16 protein-coding genes are annotated in these 17,350 nt (G+C 61.8%); 2 read left to right on the top strand and 14 right to left on the bottom strand.

Translation table 11 applies throughout. The annotated features are described in order from the left end of the window. Positions 1-102: 102 nt before the first annotated feature. Entirely contained in the window at positions 103-975 is an 873-nt protein-coding gene (accD, locus tag ABI546_RS17685) for an acetyl-CoA carboxylase, carboxyltransferase subunit beta (RefSeq protein ID WP_348048634.1), read from the top strand. A 116-nt stretch (positions 976-1,091) separates the two neighbouring features. Continuing rightward, entirely contained in the window at positions 1,092-1,754 is a 663-nt protein-coding gene (locus ABI546_RS17680) for an LON peptidase substrate-binding domain-containing protein (protein ID WP_348048632.1), read from the top strand. A gap of 4 nt (positions 1,755-1,758) precedes the next feature. Here the strand turns inward: ABI546_RS17680 and ABI546_RS17675 are convergent, their stop codons facing one another. From ABI546_RS17675 to glnT, 14 genes are all read right to left on the bottom strand, one after another. Then, positions 1,759-3,570 (bottom strand): nucleoside-diphosphate sugar epimerase/dehydratase, encoded by a 1,812-nt coding sequence (locus tag ABI546_RS17675; protein WP_348048630.1) that lies wholly within the window; start codon positions 3,568-3,570, stop codon positions 1,759-1,761. 12 nt (positions 3,571-3,582) lie between these two features. After that, a complete protein-coding gene (locus ABI546_RS17670) occupies positions 3,583-5,148 on the bottom strand; it encodes a hypothetical protein (RefSeq protein ID WP_348048628.1) in 1,566 nt (521 codons plus the stop codon). Further along, positions 5,148-5,795, bottom strand: coding sequence for a TylF/MycF/NovP-related O-methyltransferase (locus ABI546_RS17665; protein ID WP_348048626.1), 648 nt, complete (start codon positions 5,793-5,795; stop codon positions 5,148-5,150). The genes ABI546_RS17670 and ABI546_RS17665 overlap by 1 nt, the downstream gene beginning before the upstream one ends. Before the next feature lie 182 nt (positions 5,796-5,977). Beyond that, entirely contained in the window at positions 5,978-7,024 is a 1,047-nt protein-coding gene (pseI, locus tag ABI546_RS17660; protein ID WP_348048624.1) for a pseudaminic acid synthase, read from the bottom strand. Positions 7,025-7,052: 28 nt separating this feature from the next. Continuing rightward, the gene (gene pseG, locus ABI546_RS17655) at positions 7,053-8,594 is read right to left on the bottom strand and encodes a UDP-2,4-diacetamido-2,4,6-trideoxy-beta-L-altropyranose hydrolase (protein ID WP_348048622.1); all 1,542 of its coding nucleotides are present in this window, start codon (positions 8,592-8,594) and stop codon (positions 7,053-7,055) included. Between the two features lie 17 nt (positions 8,595-8,611). Continuing rightward, positions 8,612-9,391, bottom strand: a complete 780-nt coding sequence (locus tag ABI546_RS17650) for an imidazole glycerol phosphate synthase cyclase subunit (protein ID WP_348048620.1) — start codon at positions 9,389-9,391, stop codon at positions 8,612-8,614. Beyond that, the gene (gene hisH, locus ABI546_RS17645; protein WP_348048618.1) at positions 9,385-10,014 is read right to left on the bottom strand and encodes an imidazole glycerol phosphate synthase subunit HisH; all 630 of its coding nucleotides are present in this window, start codon (positions 10,012-10,014) and stop codon (positions 9,385-9,387) included. Before hisH ends, ABI546_RS17650 begins: the two co-directional genes overlap by 7 nt. Then, a complete protein-coding gene (locus ABI546_RS17640; RefSeq protein ID WP_348048616.1) occupies positions 10,011-11,159 on the bottom strand; it encodes an N-acetyl sugar amidotransferase in 1,149 nt (382 codons plus the stop codon). The genes hisH and ABI546_RS17640 overlap by 4 nt, the downstream gene beginning before the upstream one ends. Position 11,160: 1 nt before the next feature. Continuing rightward, on the bottom strand, positions 11,161-11,784 hold the full coding sequence (locus ABI546_RS17635) for a pseudaminic acid biosynthesis-associated methylase (RefSeq protein ID WP_348048614.1): 624 nt from the start codon (positions 11,782-11,784) through the stop codon (positions 11,161-11,163). 11 nt (positions 11,785-11,795) lie between these two features. Further along, positions 11,796-12,530, bottom strand: coding sequence for a glycosyltransferase family protein (locus tag ABI546_RS17630; RefSeq protein ID WP_348048612.1), 735 nt, complete (start codon positions 12,528-12,530; stop codon positions 11,796-11,798). A 26-nt stretch (positions 12,531-12,556) separates the two neighbouring features. Further along, positions 12,557-13,717: a UDP-4-amino-4,6-dideoxy-N-acetyl-beta-L-altrosamine transaminase gene (pseC, locus tag ABI546_RS17625; protein ID WP_348048610.1), complete on the bottom strand. Its 1,161-nt coding sequence runs from the start codon at positions 13,715-13,717 to the stop codon at positions 12,557-12,559. Further along, complete coding sequence (gene pseB / locus ABI546_RS17620) at positions 13,717-14,715, bottom strand: UDP-N-acetylglucosamine 4,6-dehydratase (inverting) (protein WP_348048608.1); 999 nt, start codon at positions 14,713-14,715, stop codon at positions 13,717-13,719. The genes pseC and pseB overlap by 1 nt, the downstream gene beginning before the upstream one ends. Positions 14,716-14,758: 43 nt before the next feature. Then, on the bottom strand, positions 14,759-16,009 hold the full coding sequence (locus tag ABI546_RS17615; protein WP_348048606.1) for a UDP-glycosyltransferase: 1,251 nt from the start codon (positions 16,007-16,009) through the stop codon (positions 14,759-14,761). A 31-nt stretch (positions 16,010-16,040) separates the two neighbouring features. Then, positions 16,041-17,345, bottom strand: a complete 1,305-nt coding sequence (gene glnT, locus ABI546_RS17610) for a type III glutamate--ammonia ligase (RefSeq protein ID WP_348048604.1) — start codon at positions 17,343-17,345, stop codon at positions 16,041-16,043. Between the last annotated feature and the right edge of the window lie 5 nt (positions 17,346-17,350).

The following is a 17,350-nucleotide window of genomic DNA, read 5'->3' as shown; positions in this document are numbered from 1 at the left end:
AACAGGGGAGAAACCAGCGCATAATTGCGCTTTTCGCCCGGCCAAAAGCACAAAAAGCGAAACGCGCCCAGGCGCTGCCCGACACCATAAGGACTGACACGCATGTCTTGGTTAGAAAAACTCCTCCCACCCAAAATCAGCCCCACCGACCCGACCGAGCGCCGCAGCGTGCCCGAAGGCCTGTGGATCAAGTGCCCGAGTTGCGAGGCCGTGCTCTACAAGACCGATCTGGAGAAAAACCAGAACGTCTGCCCGCAGTGCAGCCACCACCACCGTATCGGCGCACGCGCGCGTCTCGACGCCTTCCTGGACCCCGAAGGCCGCTACGAGCTGGGCCAGGAAGTGCTGCCAGTTGACGCCCTCAAATTCAAGGACAGCCGCAAGTACCTCGAGCGCCTGAAAGAGGCCCTGGAAAACACCCAGGAAACCGACGCGCTGGTAGTGATGGGCGGCGCCGTGCACAGCATCGGCGTAGTGGTGGCCTGTTTTGAATTCGACTTCATGGGCGGCAGCATGGGAAGCGTGGTGGGCGAGCGCTTTGTGCGCGGCGTGCACGCAGCCATCGAGCAAAAAGTGCCTTTCATCTGCTTTACCGCCACTGGTGGCGCGCGCATGCAGGAAGGCTTGTTGAGCCTGATGCAGATGGCCAAAACCAATGCGTCCCTCACCCGCCTGGCCAAGAAGGGCCTGCCCTACATCAGCGTGCTGACCGACCCGACTATGGGCGGTGTGAGCGCCGGCTTTGCGTTTGTGGGCGACATCGTCATCGCCGAGCCCAAGGCCCTGATCGGTTTCGCCGGCCCGCGCGTCATTGAATCCACCGTGCGCGTAACGCTACCTGAAGGCTTTCAGCGTGCCGAGTTTTTGCAGACCAAAGGCGCGGTCGATTTTATTTGCGACCGCAGGGAACTACGCAAAACCGTTGCCAATTCGTTGGCCATGCTGCTGCGCCAGCCAGCCGATGCCGTTAGCTGACAACCTGGCAAGTCCTGAAAAGCCCCTGAACCACGGCGTATTAAACGCCGAAAAATTCCACCGCACGGGTCACATGGGATGATGTGGTTCTCGGCACTCCAAAGCACGATGAGACCATGCCAGAAGCCTTGACGCTGAGCTCCCTTCCCCTGTTCCCGCTGGGTGCTGTCCTGTTCCCTGGCGGCTTGCTGCCGCTGCGCATTTTTGAGGTCCGCTACCTCGACATGATCAGAAAATGCCACAAGGCCGGCGCGCCTTTCGGCGTTGTCTCGCTCACCGAAGGCTCCGAGGTACGCCGGCCGGCTGATGCAGGCACCCCCAGCGGCGACGGTTTTGCGAACGAAGCCTTCAGCACCGTGGGCACCCTGGCCACCATCACTGAATTTTCCATCCCCCAGCCGGGCCTCATGGTTATCCGCTGCACCGGTGCGCAGCGGTTCGAAATTACTCACCGCGAGAAACTCAGGCACGGACTATGGATTGCCAACGTCATCCGCCTGGAGGACGACCAACCCGTGAAAATACCGGCTGACCTGCAGGCCACTGCCGATGCGCTGGGCAAACTGATCAAAAGCCTGCAAGACCGCGACGTGCCGCAGACCCAAATGCCACTGTTGGCGCCCTACAGGTTGAACGACTGCGGCTGGGTTGCCAACCGCTGGTGCGAGCTGCTACCCATGCCGCTCGAACTGAAGCAGCGCCTGATGCAGCTGGACAATCCCTTGATGCGGTTGGAGCTGGTGAGCGATATTCTGGAGCGCACAGGAATTTCCCTGTAGTAGGTTAATAAATTTGGGGGCGGTATTCTGGCAAGTAGCTGCAGAGCCAAGCGCGGAGGTCGCTGCTCGGAGGCGACGGACCCACCGTAGCGACCCACTCCGTTATGCTGTCGATTGCAATTGCTTGACACCCCGAGGTCTCGGCAATGCGCAGCTTAGGATGAGGTGTCGGTTGGGTAGTCTCGTCGTCAGCTAACAATTCTTCAAACAGCTTTTCTCCTGGCCGCAAGCCAGTGAATACGAGGGGGATATCCTGCTCAGTCTTCCCGGAAAGCCGAATCATCATGCGAGCCAGCTCGGCGATCTTGACCGGTTCGCCCATGTCAAGCACATAGATTTGACCACTTCGACCCATCAGACTGGCCTGCAGCACCAGCCGTGCGGCTTCTGGAATGGTCATGAAGTAACGCACGATATCGGGGTGGGTCACGGTGATCGGTCCACCGCGCGCGATCTGTTCAGTGAACAGAGGAACTACCGAACCGCTGGATCCCAACACATTGCCAAAACGCACGGCGACGAACTCCGTCGCCGGATATTCGAGCGCGACGCTCTGTGCGACCAACTCGGCCATGCGCTTGGTCGCGCCCATGATGTTTGTCGGGTTGACCGCCTTATCGGTCGAGATCAGCACGAACTTACGGGCACCGCAGACGCCGGCGGCGCGCGCAGCATTTAGGGTGCCGAGGATGTTGGTGCGCACCGCCTCGATCTCGTTATACGACTCCATAAGCGGCACATGCTTGTAGGCCGCAGCATGGAAAAACATCGATGGTTTGTAACGCGCGGTGATCGCCTCGAGCCGTTCGTATTCGCGCACATTGGCCGTGTAATAAAACCCCTGCATCTGCGGGTGCGTGTCGCGCAGCTCCTGCTCCAGGCGGTAAATTGCGATTTCAGACGCGTCGGCGCAGACCATGCGCGCCACCCCAAGCCGGGCTATCTGGCGACACAGCTCCGAGCCGATTGAGCCGCCCGCGCCTGACACAAACACGGTCTGCCCCGAAAACAGGTCGGCCAAACCGCGCACATCGAGCTCGACCGCCTGACGGCCCAGCAAATCCTCAAGCTCGATCTTGCGCAGACCGGCGTTCTCGGCGCGCAGCCAGTCATCAGGATGCGGCATAGTCAGGAGCGTCAACCCGACCCCAGGCGACTGCAGCAGCACGTCGCGCCGCTGCTGCGAGCCCACCGCGCCGGTGACCAGAGCGGTGGAGGCTCCCGTGGCTTCGGCAAAGTACGCAAGGTCCGCCATCGAGCCGAGCACGGGCACATTCTGCAGCGACTTGCCGCGTTCGTCTTCCAGCGGCGAGACAATGCCTACCGCATGCCATTGCATAGAGCCCTTGAGCGCGCGCAGGGCGTCGGAGGCATGGTTGAGCGACCCAATGATCAGCAGCGGGCGCGAACTTGCAGCGATGGTGACCTGACGCTCGGCCAACATGCGTGTGCCGGCGCGCGCAGCGCCAAGGAGCACCAGGACGATCAGCGGGTGCAGCAGCAGTACAGAACGCGGCACGGCTGAAAACCGCAGCATCATGATCGCCGCCGTGGTGAGCTGTGCGCCCAACAGCACGCCCCAGCACAGCCTGCGCAGCTCTGGCATGCCCGTGAAGCGCCAAACCTGGCGGTATACACGCATGAGACCAAGTGCCACCACGACGCAGGCGGTGGCGACCAGGCCGCTGTCCAAGGCCATCTGTTCCTGGTCCCCCGGGATGTCGAGGTTGAAGCGCAGCCAGAATGCCAGCCACCACGCAGCCACCACCATGCATGCGTCAACGGCGACGAGAAGCGGGTTAATGATGCGGCTCAAGCGAACCCACCATCAAAAGCTGTGGTCGCCACCGACGAAGCCATCGGCACTGACGCTTATGCCCATGACCTCCAGCGACGCATGTGGCGACTCCATCACGTACCAGAGAATGTCGCCCTCCGCCGCCACATAGCCGGCGTGGGCAAGCATGTCCTCAGCGCACACCGTCATACCCGCATTGCCGTGCAGCATGAACCCGCGCGACGCGACTGGGCCCTGGTTGTCGTGGATGGTAAGCTTGAACTCCCGGTCAGACACCTCATTCTTCAGTTTGCTGAAGGCCGACACCATGATGAGATTGTGTCCGCCCTTGAGCACCGGCACCGCGCCCCAGCGCCATGACCGCCTGCCCATACCCCAGGACTTGGCGAGATATGCCGACGCGCTGATGTTGGTGCCGAGCTTGCCACTCACGTGGAAATTGAGGCCGTAGGTTATACGCGCCGGTACCTTGTGGTCGGGCGCCTCGATCTGCAGCACGTACAGGCCTGCAAGCGCCTCGTGACCCGCCGCCGTCACAAGCTTGCGAATTTCGATGCGGCGCGGCCCGCTCTCTGGCGAGCGGTACGAACCCAAGTCCATGCGGAAGCGCTCGCAGCCCGCGGCATCAAAGGCCTGCAGTGAGAGTCCCAGCTCGCAACGGGCATAAATCGGATACAGCACCATCTCCACGTCGATCCCTTCCTCGAGGTTGAAGGGGATGAACGCCGGATGGATGTCTCCGCCCAGCGTCGAGGTGTCGAAGTAGTCCTGGTGCTCGGTTGCGTCAAAGTAGCTGTGGGTCACTGACAACCAGCTCTGATCCTTGAGCGCGTTGCCCACACCCATGCGCAGGTGGATACCTTCGAACGGAAGGTTGAACTTGCACAGGCCCGGCTCGTCGCCCAGAAACTGGGCCAGCCCCTTGATCGACGCCAGCCGCCAGTCGCACACGCCGTAAGCCGGCAACGTATCGAGCACGACCTGCAGGCGTATCTCTTCGTTGCAGGAATTGACGGCCACTATATCCACCAGCCCGCCGGGAAATGGCACGGGGCCGTTGACGAGGAAGACGAAGGGGTCATGGCGGGCCGTGTCCACGTCAAACCCCGTCTGCCACGGATTGAGTTCAACGCCGCGGTCGCGGTCTTCAGCCGTGTTGTAGACGCGCTGGTTGGTATGGACGTAGCTAATGCCGCGCGGTGTCTCGTAGAATACGGTGATGCCGGGGAACTGGAACTTCAGATCTTGCGAGGAAAAGGCCTCGACCTCGATGCTGCCGGTGAAGTCCTCGTCCGGCGCGATCAAGTCGCGGAGGTCGAACAAGTAGGTCATCTCGGTGAGCATCGTGTGCCAGCGCGCGCGCTTTGCGCCCCGCGCGTCGCGCAAAGTCACCAGCACACCGATGTCGTGGACGTCATTCTTCTCACGCCAGTAATTGAGGAATGACACCTTAGTCGTGACACCTTTGTCGGCCATCGCATAGAACAACGCGGACGCCCGGAACACGGGCATGTATGAAAGATCCCCGTACGAGCCACGTTCCGTCTGAGCCAGTGTCTTCAGCACCGAATCATAGGAGCCGCTCGTTGGTTGCATCAGCAGGTTTCCTTGACGAGGTAGGCCGAAGGCGTGTTGGCCCAGGGGATAGACCTGAGCTTGATCTTCTTGCCCTTGAAGAATTCGTCCACCGCATTTGACTCGCCGTAGTTGCGCAGTGCGTATTCGTCGAACACGACAAGTCCGCCCGCGCTCACGATAGGGTATAGGTTCTCAAGGCACGCGAGGGCACCTTCGTAGTTATCCACGTCGATATAGAGCAAGGCGATGCGAGCACCCAGGTTATTTTTCACAAAGGCCTTGGTGGTCTCGACGACGTTTCCAGCGATCAAATCGACCTTATCGAAGCCCCATTCGCGACAGTTGCGCAGAATGGTCTCCTGGGGAGTCCAGCGCGTTTCGTGCTCATCCAGGCAGTCCTTGTCCTGCTGAAACTGGAATTCCATACTGCGGTCGGCGTCGAAGAAGTCAAAGCCCACGATGCGCACTTCATTGTGCGGTTTGAAAAGTCGCATGAGCTTGGCCCATGTATACAGCCCTGAGCCCTTGAAGACGCCGCACTCGACGATGTCACCGGGCACGTCCGCGACCATCTTGAAGAGTTCATAGCGGGCCAGGATCTTCTGCAATCGGTCAGGGCCCGTGGTCGCTAGAAAATCGTCGTAAATGCTCAGATTGGTGCTCATGGAAAGTCCGGTCATTAGGCTGCGGCAAGGCCACCACATCGCGGTGGCGGGGATCACAACTGCCCGGTACAACCACATCCTGTCTCGGTCGACTCCGGGCGCCCCTCGGGAGGCGCTTTTGAGTATAGCCCAGCCCTCCCGCGCGGGAGACGTAACCAACCTCGTCCGGTGCGCCTTTGCGCTCAAGCCGTGAGCAAGTCCCAGCTGAGCGGCGTTCCCGCCACGACATCACAACGCAGCCGCATGCCCAGCACGGTATCCATGTGATGGGGCTCCAGGCCGAAGCCGGGACGCACACAGCGCACGTTGGAGGGGCTCAGCACATCGCCAGCCCGCGCGTCGGCGCAGACGTAGAGTGAGCGCCGGAAGGCCAGCGACGGCTTTTCGGCAGCAGTCGGCCCGTAGCTCACGCTGCCTAGGGCCTGCCAGGCGCGCTCGGTCTCGGCTCGCAGCAGCAGGAATTCGGCCGGCTCCATCGAGAACGCGGAGTCCACCCCTCCATCGGCGCGCGTGAGTGTGAAGTGCTTTTCAATGACGCTGGCCCCCAGCGCCGTGGCCGCCACGGCCACGCCGCAGCCCATGGTGTGATCAGACAGCCCGACTTCGCAACTGAACAGCTGACGCAAGTGCGGGATGGTGCTGATGTTGGTGTTGCCCGGCGAGGCGGGGTAAGTGCTGGTGCACTTGAGCAGCACCAAGTCCTGCGCGCCGGCCTCTCGCGCAGCGCGCACCGCGCCATCGATCTCGGCGGCCGTTGCCATGCCGGTGGAGATGATCATCGGCTTACCCGTCGACGCTACCTTGCGGATGAGCCGCAGGTCGGTCACTTCAAACGAAGCGATCTTGTAGGCGGGCACGTGGAGCGACTCTAGGAAGTCCACTGCAGTTTCATCAAAAGGGCTACTGAAGCAATGCAGGCCGTGCGATGCCGCCCGGTCCATGATAGGCTTGTGCCAGTCCCAAGGCGTGTGCGCCTCATCGTAGAGCTCATAGAGCTGTCGACCGGCCCACGGACTTTTCGGGTCTTCAATGAGGAAACCAGGCATACGCACGTTCAGCGTCATTGTCGCGGCCGTATAAGTCTGCAGCTTAATTGCGTCCGCGCCTGAGTTTGCGGCTGCGTCCACTATGGCTAGCGCACGGTCCAGCGACTGGTTGTGGTTGCCGGACATCTCCGCGATCAAGTAGGGACGGTGGTCGGCGTCGATTGGTCGATTGGATATTTGCATGTATTCGGTGGGTCGCTGGTTCGTCCATCTATTGTCGCGCTTCCGCGAATTCAAGGGTGAACAGTGTGAAGTGACCCCGCTCGTCGAAGGCCGCCGCCTCGCTGAACCCCAGCGCCCTAAGCACCCGTGCGGAGGATTTGTTGTCCGGCTTGACGCGGCCAACCACACGGGCGGGTATTGCGTCCCGTCGCAGGGAGTCGAGCGCACCGCACAGAAGCGGGCGCGCCAAGCCCAGACCCCTGAACGCCGTGTCCACGGAATAGCTAATCTCCCAGTGGTCGCCCCGCTGATCGGCGCGCCAGTCGAACCTGACCTGACCTGCCGGGATGCCGTTGCCTGCCTGCCCGACGAAGATCCGGCACTGCGCCGATTGCGTCAGCTTCGCGCGGAACCAGACAGCATGCTGCTGCGGAGGAATCAATTGCGGCTGAAAGGCGTTGGCCCGCACGACCGGGTCATTGGCCCAGTCCAGCAAAAGGTCTTCGTCTTCAGCGCCGGCGGGGCGCATACGCAGCGTGCGCTCGGCGGCGCAGGCCAACACCGCCGCAATGCGCGCTGCGCCCTTGCCATCTACCAGTTGGGCACCGCGCGAGGCAAGCTCCCGCCTGCGCCCCGGATCTCTCACCAGCGCAGCCACGCAACTGCCAATGCCCTCGCGGAGATCGGCCGACGCTAGGCTGCCACCGGGGTTGGCCCAAGCCAGTACGCCGATCGCCTCGAGATGCGGCAAGGTGGCCATCTGGTTGTCCGCAACCAGGCACGCGATAGTGGGCGCGCCCACGCAGCAGCGCTCCCAAGTGCCCCCCCCGCCAGCACCAATATGCAGATCGTGGCGTGCGAAGAAGGCGGCTAGGTCCGGGAGATCTACCGCGAGCGTGGCGCCGGGCGTCCGCGCGCAAAGCGCCTTAAGCGCGTCGATGTGCGGGCTCATGCACGAAGAGACTATCTCTATGGGCCCTGCGAAATCCGCCACCTCGCGGCAGCCCCGCAAGGCCGCACTGCAGGCGTCCACCAGATCGGTGCCCCCCATGAAGATGCCGATGCTGCGCACGTCTTCCGAAAACCGGTAACGCGCCCCCTGCGCATAGGCCGAGCCCAGAAGTGCGAAGCGTGGCCCGGCGAGTAGCCTAACCCCTTCCGGGATCACGTCCCGGTATTTGGCTACCGGGTCAGGGTGGAAGTTATGGTCAATGAGCACGTCCGGCGCCAGCGGCCGGTCGGCCAAGTCGTCAACAGCAGCCACGAGGCAGGAGAAGCGAGCGCGCACCGCTTCATGCCATGGCGCGGTGATGCCGTACTGGTCCACTACTACCACTTGGGGGTCAAACGCGGCTATAGCTGCGATCGCAGCGTTCTGATCGGTGGGAGACGATGATGCATCAAGCCATTCACAGGCGAACGGCAGGCCGGCCATCAAAGGCGCTGCCGTGCCGTCAGCCGGGTGCAGCACAAAGCGAACCTCGGCCCCGCAGTCACTCAAGGCATGCGCCAGCGCGACACAGCGACGCACATGGCCCGTTCCGGTGGCGACCGATGCATCAGCGCGTATCGCGACTCGGAGTCTGCCCATCGTACTTGTCGACCGCGTCAGCCGGACCCGGCGACGAAATTGGAGCGCACGGCGATGCCAGCGGCGGCAAGCGCCTTCTTGGCTTCGGCCGGCGTCTGTTCGGTGAAATGGAACATACTGGCAGCCGCCACGGCCGAAGCGCCCGCTTCCTGAATGACTTGGCGCATGTGCTCGTAATTACCGGCGCCACCCGACGCCACTACTGGCACGTTGACAGCGCGCACCACCGCTTCGACGAGCGCCAGGTCATAACCCTGCATGGTGCCGTCGCGCTCAATCGAGGTGAGCAGGATCTCGCCCGCTCCGAGCAACACCACTTGGTGCGCCCAGTCCACCGCCGACAGGCCCGTGTCACGTGTGCCCGAATGGCTGAAGCAGCGCCAGCCTCCGGCGCCGTCGGCGCGCACATCGATACTAGCCACCACGCATTGCGCGCCGAAGCGCCGCGCGCTCTCGCTAATAAGGGCTGGATTGGCGTAGGCCGCCGTATTGACGCAGACCTTGTCAGCTCCCGCGCGCAGCAGGCCCTGCATCTGCGCTGTGTTGCGCACGCCGCCCCCGACCGTCAGCGGCACAAAGCATTCGTCGGCGAAATCAGACACGGCCTCGGCGTCAGGCTCGTCGCCCGTCGTGTTAGCGGTGATGTCGACCAGCACTAGTTCGTCCACCTCGCGCGTGTTGTAAACCTTGATGGCCGGTAATACCGATCCCACGCGGCGCCAGCTGTCGAAGCCCACACCCTTGACCAAGCCCACACCCTTCCACAACAACGTGGGGATGACACGAACCTTCAACATGGATGCTCCATGAAGTTCTTCAGGATGCGCAGGCCGGCCCTGGAGCTCTTCTCTGGATGGAATTGGATGCCCATGATGTGCCCCGCTGCCACGGCCGCCGTGAGCGGTGCACCATAGTCGACCGTCGCGGCGATGACGTTGTCCTGCGCAGCCAATGCATAGCTGTTGGAGAAGTAGACGTCCGTGCCCGAAGGGATAGACTTGAGCAGAGGATGCGTCACATTGCGGATCTCCAGTGAATTCCATCCCTGCTGCGGCACGCGCAACGCGCAGCCCAGCACATCCAGTCGCTGCACGGTACCCCGCACCAGCCCCAGGCCAGGCGTTGCCCGCCCCGGCTCGCAGCTCTCAGTACCGGCCTCGGCCAGCACTTGCATGCCGACGCAGATTCCGAGGATGGGTCGACCGCCCCGAACCAGTTTGACAATCTCATCGACCCAGCCGTCCGCCACCAAACGCTCCATCGCGTCCCTGAAATTGCCGACCCCCGGAAGGATGATGCGCCGCGCCGCGGCAAGCTCACCCGGCGTGTCCGCGATAACGGCCTCGGTGCCGATGGCGTGCAGCGCGCGCAGCACAGAGCCGAGGTTGCCCGCTTCATAGTTGACAATGCAAGTCTTCATACGTTGTCGTAATTGACCTTTTTCAAGTTGCCGCGCGCGTCTTTCACGAGGGTGCCGCCATCGCGCGCGAAGATTCTCTTGTTGGTGAACTTGTCGCACAGGCGCGTGAACTCATCCACGCTCATCTCAAGCGGCGCAAGGATGTCCGCCAACGGCTTTCCCAGGTACTCCCATGGGAAGAGCCCATCCAGCCGGCGCACGGCGTCTAGCCCGTCCTGCCGCGTCAGGCGGCCGCGCCTGATGTGCAAACACGCCAAATCCGTCGCGCGACCGAAGCCGAACTTCAGGAACTTGAAGTAGTCGTGGATGCCGGTCTGGTGATTGTCCAGATTCTCGTAGTTGACCATCGAACCTTCGACCACCTTGTCATAGGTGACGAAGCCGTTGGACTGCGCTATCAGAGTGTTAGATAGGCCGTCCCACGGTAGATAGTGGCCGAGGAACAGTCCCGTCACGCCAACGCGGGTGAGCTCCTCGTCGCTCGGGTAGGTGTAGTTGATAAGGTGCCGCGCTTCGATGCCGTCCATGCCGATAAGGTCCGACACGCGCATGCCAAGCAAGCCGCCGAACTCCTCCAACCAGCGCCGGTTCAGTGTGCTGCCTTCGGCCGCAGATGCGGGGCCACCGTATTCGTTCTGAGAGTTCTCGCCCCACACAATGAGCGGCACGTTGAACTGCACCGCGGCCCGCACGGGGATGGTGAAGATGCCCACATGCTCGGGCCAAGAGATGTCGCCAACCTGCGTGAGGCCGATGCGGTTGAGCCTGACGCGCACCAGGGGGTTGGGCGATATTTCGACGTAGTCCACACCCAGGTGTTTGAGGTTCTCGATGTTGCGTCGCCCGAGCTCTGAGAGATCGCAGGTGGTGGATGTCACACACAGCGGGTTAAGCCCCAACTGCAGCATCCGCACGACCTGATAGGTGCTGTCCTTACCACCACTCACAGGCACGATGCAATCCCAGTTGCTGCCATCGCGGCGACGGTAGCGCTCCAGCACATTCAGCAGCTCGACCTTGCGCGAGTCCCAATCCATCGTCTCACGATATTCGTAGCTCCGGCAGGCATTGCAAATACCCTCTCCGTCAAGGTGCAGGTCCGGCTTAGTGTCCGGCATGACGCAGCGCTTGCAATAGTGCAGCATGTCAGCCCCTTTTTTCCATCAGGAACCAGGTGATGTCGTCCTGCGGGAAGTTCGGATCGCGACGGTACGCAAACCCGTAGTCCACTAGCGTCAGGTTCTTGTGGCGGTCCATCAGCTCGCCGCAAAAATCGCGCTTGAAGAGTCGTTCAGTGTGGCCGCGGTAGTTGATAGCGACGGGCGCGGGGTTGTAATACTCCGCCACCAGCATGTACTTGCCCGTGGCTTGATGCAGCTTGTCGTACACCAACGGCAATGCGTCGGGGTTGATATGGATGAGAACGCCCTTGATCAGCACGAGGTCAAAGTTACGTTTGGGCTCGTGCTCCAGGATAGACTCCTGGAAAACATTGCCCGGCGGCACGATCTCGCCCAGCTGACGCGCGGCCTCGGCGTTGATCTCAATGCCGAACTGCTCCTGCAGGGGGTGGAGCAACTTCAACGCCCGCAGATTCATGCCGATGTTAGCGCCGAATTCAATGCAACTGCCCACGCCGCGCGCTTGGCGCAGCGCCTTGGCGAAGAAGTCGAGGTTGGACGCCAGCAGCGCATCGCCCTTGTTACGGTCAATGTATTCGGTGCCGAAATCGCCGGCCCAGAAAGCCTCTTGCTCAGTCTTGAAAGTCATGAATTTTCCTGTCACCCTTGAGAAACCTGTTTCTGTCCGATGTGGGCATTGATTTTGCGCCATTTCGGGTGCCGCGCCATAAGCGCCAGCACGTCATTCATGCCGAACTCCGGCTTGCTCGGGTACAACGCCTCGACGATGCGAGAGACCAGCTCAAAATCCTCCGGCGTGTCCACCGTCCAGCGATGGCCGCTCAGGTCGGGGGTCATAATGTAGGAATGGAGGCGAAACCGCTCCGGACGCCAGTAAATGAACGGTGTGACATGCTCGCGCTCCTGCGGGTCACGCGCTTGGCTACCGGCCGTGTACAGCGCCTCGGCCGTCATGATTTCTACCGCCAGGCCGTACGGGAAGCTGGGTGCCAACATGTTGGACAGGTAATCACAGCGCGGCGCGGCCGCTTCAAACCAATTGAGTGCTTCATCTAGGAGAGCGGGATCCATCAAGGGGCAGTCGGAGGTGATGCGCACAACGGTCTGTGCGCCGAACCGACGCGCCGCCTCTACATAGCGCGACAGCACGTCAGCCTCGGATCCACGCGTCACGTCGACGCCTTCGGACTCGCAGAAGGAAGCAATGGGATCATCGCTAGCGTTGACCGTCGTCGCCACGACGATTCGATCCAGCCGCGTGGCGTGGCGCATGCGCTCGAGCTGGTAGGACAACATCGGCCGACCCATGATAGGCATGAGCACCTTTCCAGGAAGACGGGTGGACGTCATCCGCGCCTGCACGATGGCTACCATGCCAACGCCACCCGTCGCTACGGCTCTCATCGTGCCAGCACCTCGCGCAACGAGCCGGCCACCCTGTCCTGTTGGCTTTCGTCCAGAAGAGGGTAAAGAGGGATCGACAGCGCGCGCCGGCCATAGGCCTCGGCCGCGGGGAACATGCCGTCGGTGAAGCCTAGGCGTCGATAATAGGGCTGCAGGTGGATGGGCGTGTAGTGAACATTCACGCCGATATTGGCAGCTCGCAGACGGGCATAGACCTCGGCGCGTGTGGCGGGCGCACCGTCCTCCACCTCGACTACGTACAGGTGCCATGAGCAGGTGCGATCAGCCGGTTGCGCAGGCAGCTTGAGCGGCAGGCCCCTGAGCAGCCCGGGGTAGCGCGCGGCAAGTCGCTCACGCTTTTGCTGGAACGCCCCCAGTCGGCTCAGCTGGCTATGGCCCAGCACGGCCTGAATGTCGGTCAACCGGTAATTGAAGCCCAGCAACTGCTGCTCGTAGCACCATGGGCCTTCCGGCGGCTTCTCCATCTCCGCAGGCTCGCGCGTAATGCCGTGGCTACGCAGCAATTGCAGCTTTGCGGCCAGCTCCGCGCTCTGCGTGGCCAGCAGACCACCCTCGCCGGTGGTGATGATCTTGACAGGGTGGAAACTAAAGACCGAGACGTCGGCATAAGCCTGCGCCACCGGAGCGCCCTCATATGTTGCGCCCACCGCATGCGAGGCATCGGCAATGATGGCGAAGCCATATTCGTCGGCCAGTTGGCGCATCTCGCGCAGGTCGCAGGGCAAGCCCGAAAAATGCACGGGGATCACCACGCAAGGCAGTCGGCCCGACATCTTAGCGGTCTCGAGCTTTTGCGCCAACGCCTGCACGCTCATGTTGCGGGTGATAGGGTCGATGTCGACGAAGTCCACGTCGCTACCACAATAGCGCGCGCAGTTGGCCGAAGCCACGAAACTGTTGGGCGTCGTCCAGACGACTTTCCCCGGACCGACGCCGAGCGCCACACAAGCCAAGTGCAAGCCAGCCGTCGCGTTGGATACCGCGACGGCATACATCACACCATGCACGGCCGCAAAAGCCGATTCGAACGCCGGTACAGCCGGCCCCTGCGTCAGCCAGTCGCTGGTGAGCACCTGCCGCACAGCGGCAAGGTCTTCTTCCTCGATGGTCTGCGTGGCGTATGGGATGAACGACATCAGATCGCCCCGATCTTCGATTCGTGCGCGGCGATCCATCTCCGCAGAGCCTCCACACTCATCCACTCCCCATTGTTGTCGCTAGAATAGGTGAAGCCCTCAGCCACGCGCGCGCCGTCCTTGATGCGCTTGAAGTCCGTGTGCCAGCTGTGGATGGCCGGCAGGATCTTGAAATGCTCCGGGTACTCGTAGGTGTAGTGAGCGTCCTCGGAGCTGATCATCTGCTCGTGCAACTTCTCGCCCGGTCGAATACCCACTATCTCATGGCGCGCCGCGGGGGCCACGGCCCGGGCTATGTCGAGTACATTCATGGACGGGATCTTCTTGACGTAGATCTCGCCACCTTCCATGTCCTCGAAAGCGTGCCAGACAAGCTCCACACCCTGCTCCAGCGTGATCATGAAGCGAGTCATACGCTCGTCGGTGATGGGGAGCGCGCCCTTATCGCGGATCGACAGAAAAAAGGGAATGACTGAGCCGCGCGAGCCCATAACGTTGCCGTAGCGCACGACAGAAAATTTGCAGCCATCGGCGCCTGCGTACGAGTTACCCGCCACAAAGAGCTTATCGGACGCGAGCTTGGTCGCGCCGTAGAGGTTGACGGGACTGCTGGCCTTGTCGGTGGACAGGGCGACCACACCCTTAACGCCCTTATCAATACATGCGTCAATGACGTTCATAGCGCCGTTGATGTTGGTCTTGACACACTCGAAGGGGTTATATTCAGCCGTTGGCACGATCTTGGTCGCAGCAGCATGCACCACATAGTCGACGCCATCCAGCGCGCGGTACATGCGCTCGCGGTCGCGCACGTCGCCGATGAAAAAGCGCACCCTCTCATCGCCGGTGAAATTCTTGGCCATGTCCCACTGCTTCATCTCGTCGCGCGAGTAGACGATGATTTTGCGTGGGTTGTAGCGGGCCAGCGTCATGGGCACGAATGTGTTGCCGAACGAACCAGTGCCTCCGGTCACGAGAATGGTGGAATTGGCTAGCATCGCGGGATTGCCTTGGTTGAGCGCCCGGGTCGGGCCTGAAGCTTCATATTGTCCGCGAAACGCTGATGGGCCTATCCAGCGCGCGCGCCACGACCTGAGCGACACGCGTCGCGGCCTGACCGTCGGACTGGAAAGTCCGCATAGGTTGCGGATCAGCTAGCACTCGGTCTAGCGTCGCCGGCAGATCCAGGTGGGTCGGGCTGGGGTAAGACACGCCCAGCGCAGCCAAGCTGAACCAAGTGTGGACCGATGGAGAATTCTCGATCGAAATCACCGGTTTGCCTGCGACGGCTGATTCCAAGCCGACTGTGGAATTGGTGTTGGTGATCACGCTCGAGGCCAGGATGAGCGGGTGGATAGGCTCCCTTGGCGGCTCGCTGAAATGCACCTGCGGGTCGTCCGCCAGGCGCGGGTACTCGAACCAGTCGCCGGGGTGGTAGCGCAGAATGAGGGCCGTGCACGGCCGCTCGCGCACGTAGGCCCGCAGGATGTGCTCGATCTGAATCGGGAAACTGCGTCCTGCCGGTATATCGGTGCCGGGGTGAGAGACGGGTTCCCACGCGCCGGCGTTAAGGATGATTTTTTTGCCCTCCCAGCCCTTGCGCCTTAGAAAGGCGTGAGCCTGCTCACGATTGGCCGGGTCGAACAGCCCGTCAAAGGCGGGATTGCCAGTCACGCGGATGCCTTCGGGCGGGAAGCCGCGCGCCAGCAGCCGCTGGCCGACCGACTCGCTGATCACGCAGGTGTATTGTGGCTTGACGAGGCGCAGCACGTAAGTGTCGCTGTCCAGCCCGAACAGGTCGACCATTCCCACGCTCGGGATGCCCCGCTCCACAGCCACTTCCAGCGCAGCCTGCTCACTGCGTGGAGAGTTGGTACACACGACCACGTCGGGGCGTATTGCATCCAACACGCGGCGCATGAAGTTGAGTGGCAGGAAGCTGTAGCGGCCATGCGCCGCGTAGGTATCGGCCGCGTCCTGCCCGCCAAGCCGCGCTACAAGATCCAGATAATTGATACCTAGGTAGGCGATGGACTCTTCCTCGCCCACGTCGGGGCTGATGTTTCTCGGATGCAGCTTACGGCCCCAGTGCTCCACCGAATCGGCGTCATACAGATGCATGAAATCCTTATAGCCCAACGGCGCCTCGCCGGCCTTGACCGCACGGGAGTGGCCCGTGGTCAGCGCCAGCAGCACGCACTCGATACGAGGGTGCAGCACCCTCAACTGCCGCATCACCGGCAGCACCATGGAAACATGGCCTCCGCCATACGTGACGAACAGTGCCTTCATGACCCCATAGCGCCTGATGTGCGTGCCGCGCTCAGAAGAAGTCCACGTAGCGGCGAAACTCCGCGGGCGACACGTTCAGCAGCAGTTCGTCGCATTCGGCGTTCTTTACGTCCAAGAATTCACGCACTAAGGCTTCGCCCAGGCCCTGCGTAAGTACGGCGTTTTTTTTCAACTCGTCCAGCGCCTCGGGCAGAGAGGCTGGCAGACGCCCGATGCCTTTTTGCGCCAGCTCGACAGCGGTGAGCTGATAGAGATTGTCGTTGCGCGGCTCACCCGGGCTCAACTCGCGCCTGATGCCGTCCAGCCCCGCGTAGATCACTGCGGCCGTCAGCAGATACGGGTTCGACGCGGCGTCCGGCAGGCGTAGCTCCAACCTACCGCCGGGGATTCGCACGAAGGCCGTGCGGTTGTTATCGCCCCAAGCGATGTTGACTGGCGCCCAGGTCGCGCCAGAGCGCGAGCCGCGCGAGACCAGTCGCTTGTAGGAGTTGACGCAGGGAGCAGCGATCGCGGTCAGCCCAGGGGCGTGGGCCATCAATCCACCGAGGAAATGATAGGCCAAGGGGCTCAGGTCCATGCCGCGCGGATCCGCCTTGTCCTCAAAAGCGTTCTCGCCGAATTTTTTTCCCGCCGACATGTGCATGTGCAGCCCGCTGCCCGAACGCTCTGCAAAAGGTTTCGGCATGAACGAGCACAACATGCCGTGTTTTTTTGCGATTGCCGTCGCTGCCATTTTGAAGTACGTCAGGTTGTCCGCTGTGCGCAGGCCGTCTGCATAGGTGAAGTTCATCTCAAACTGACCGTTCGCGTCTTCGTGGTCAATCTGGTAAACATCGATACCCGCCCCTTCGAGCGCGGCGCGCAACTCCATGAGGAAGTCCGACACCGACGACAGGTGCCGGAAGTCGTAACAGGGCTTGTCGAGTGACTCAGAGCCGGTCGCGACCTCGTATCCACCGGTTGCGGTTGCTTTGAGCAAAAAAAACTCTGGTTCGAGGCCGGAGAAAAATTCAAGGCCGGTGGCCTCACGAAAAGCGGCGAGCGCCTTCTTGGCCACCACGCGTGAGTCGAGCACGTGCGGTTTACCATCGACATGTCCATCGCAGCTGACGCTGGCGGTCGAAGGCATCCAGGACACGGGACGCACACTGTCGCGGTCGCCAACGGCCATGAATTCCTGACCATGGGGGCCCATTCCCATACCGGCGATCGCAAAGCCCGCAAAACCCGCTCCCGCGCCAAAGATCATTTCCTTGTGCTTGCCCGGCACCAGTTTCGCCTTGGGCCGGCCATGGATATCGACAAACTGCGCCAAGTAGTAATCAAAATCTGCCATGTCCG

This window comes from Polaromonas sp., from assembly GCF_039932935.1.
GTDB lineage: Bacteria > Pseudomonadota > Gammaproteobacteria > Burkholderiales > Burkholderiaceae_C > Polaromonas.
Note: the sequence above shows the minus strand (reverse complement) of the source record. Positions and strands in the feature narration are given on the sequence as shown.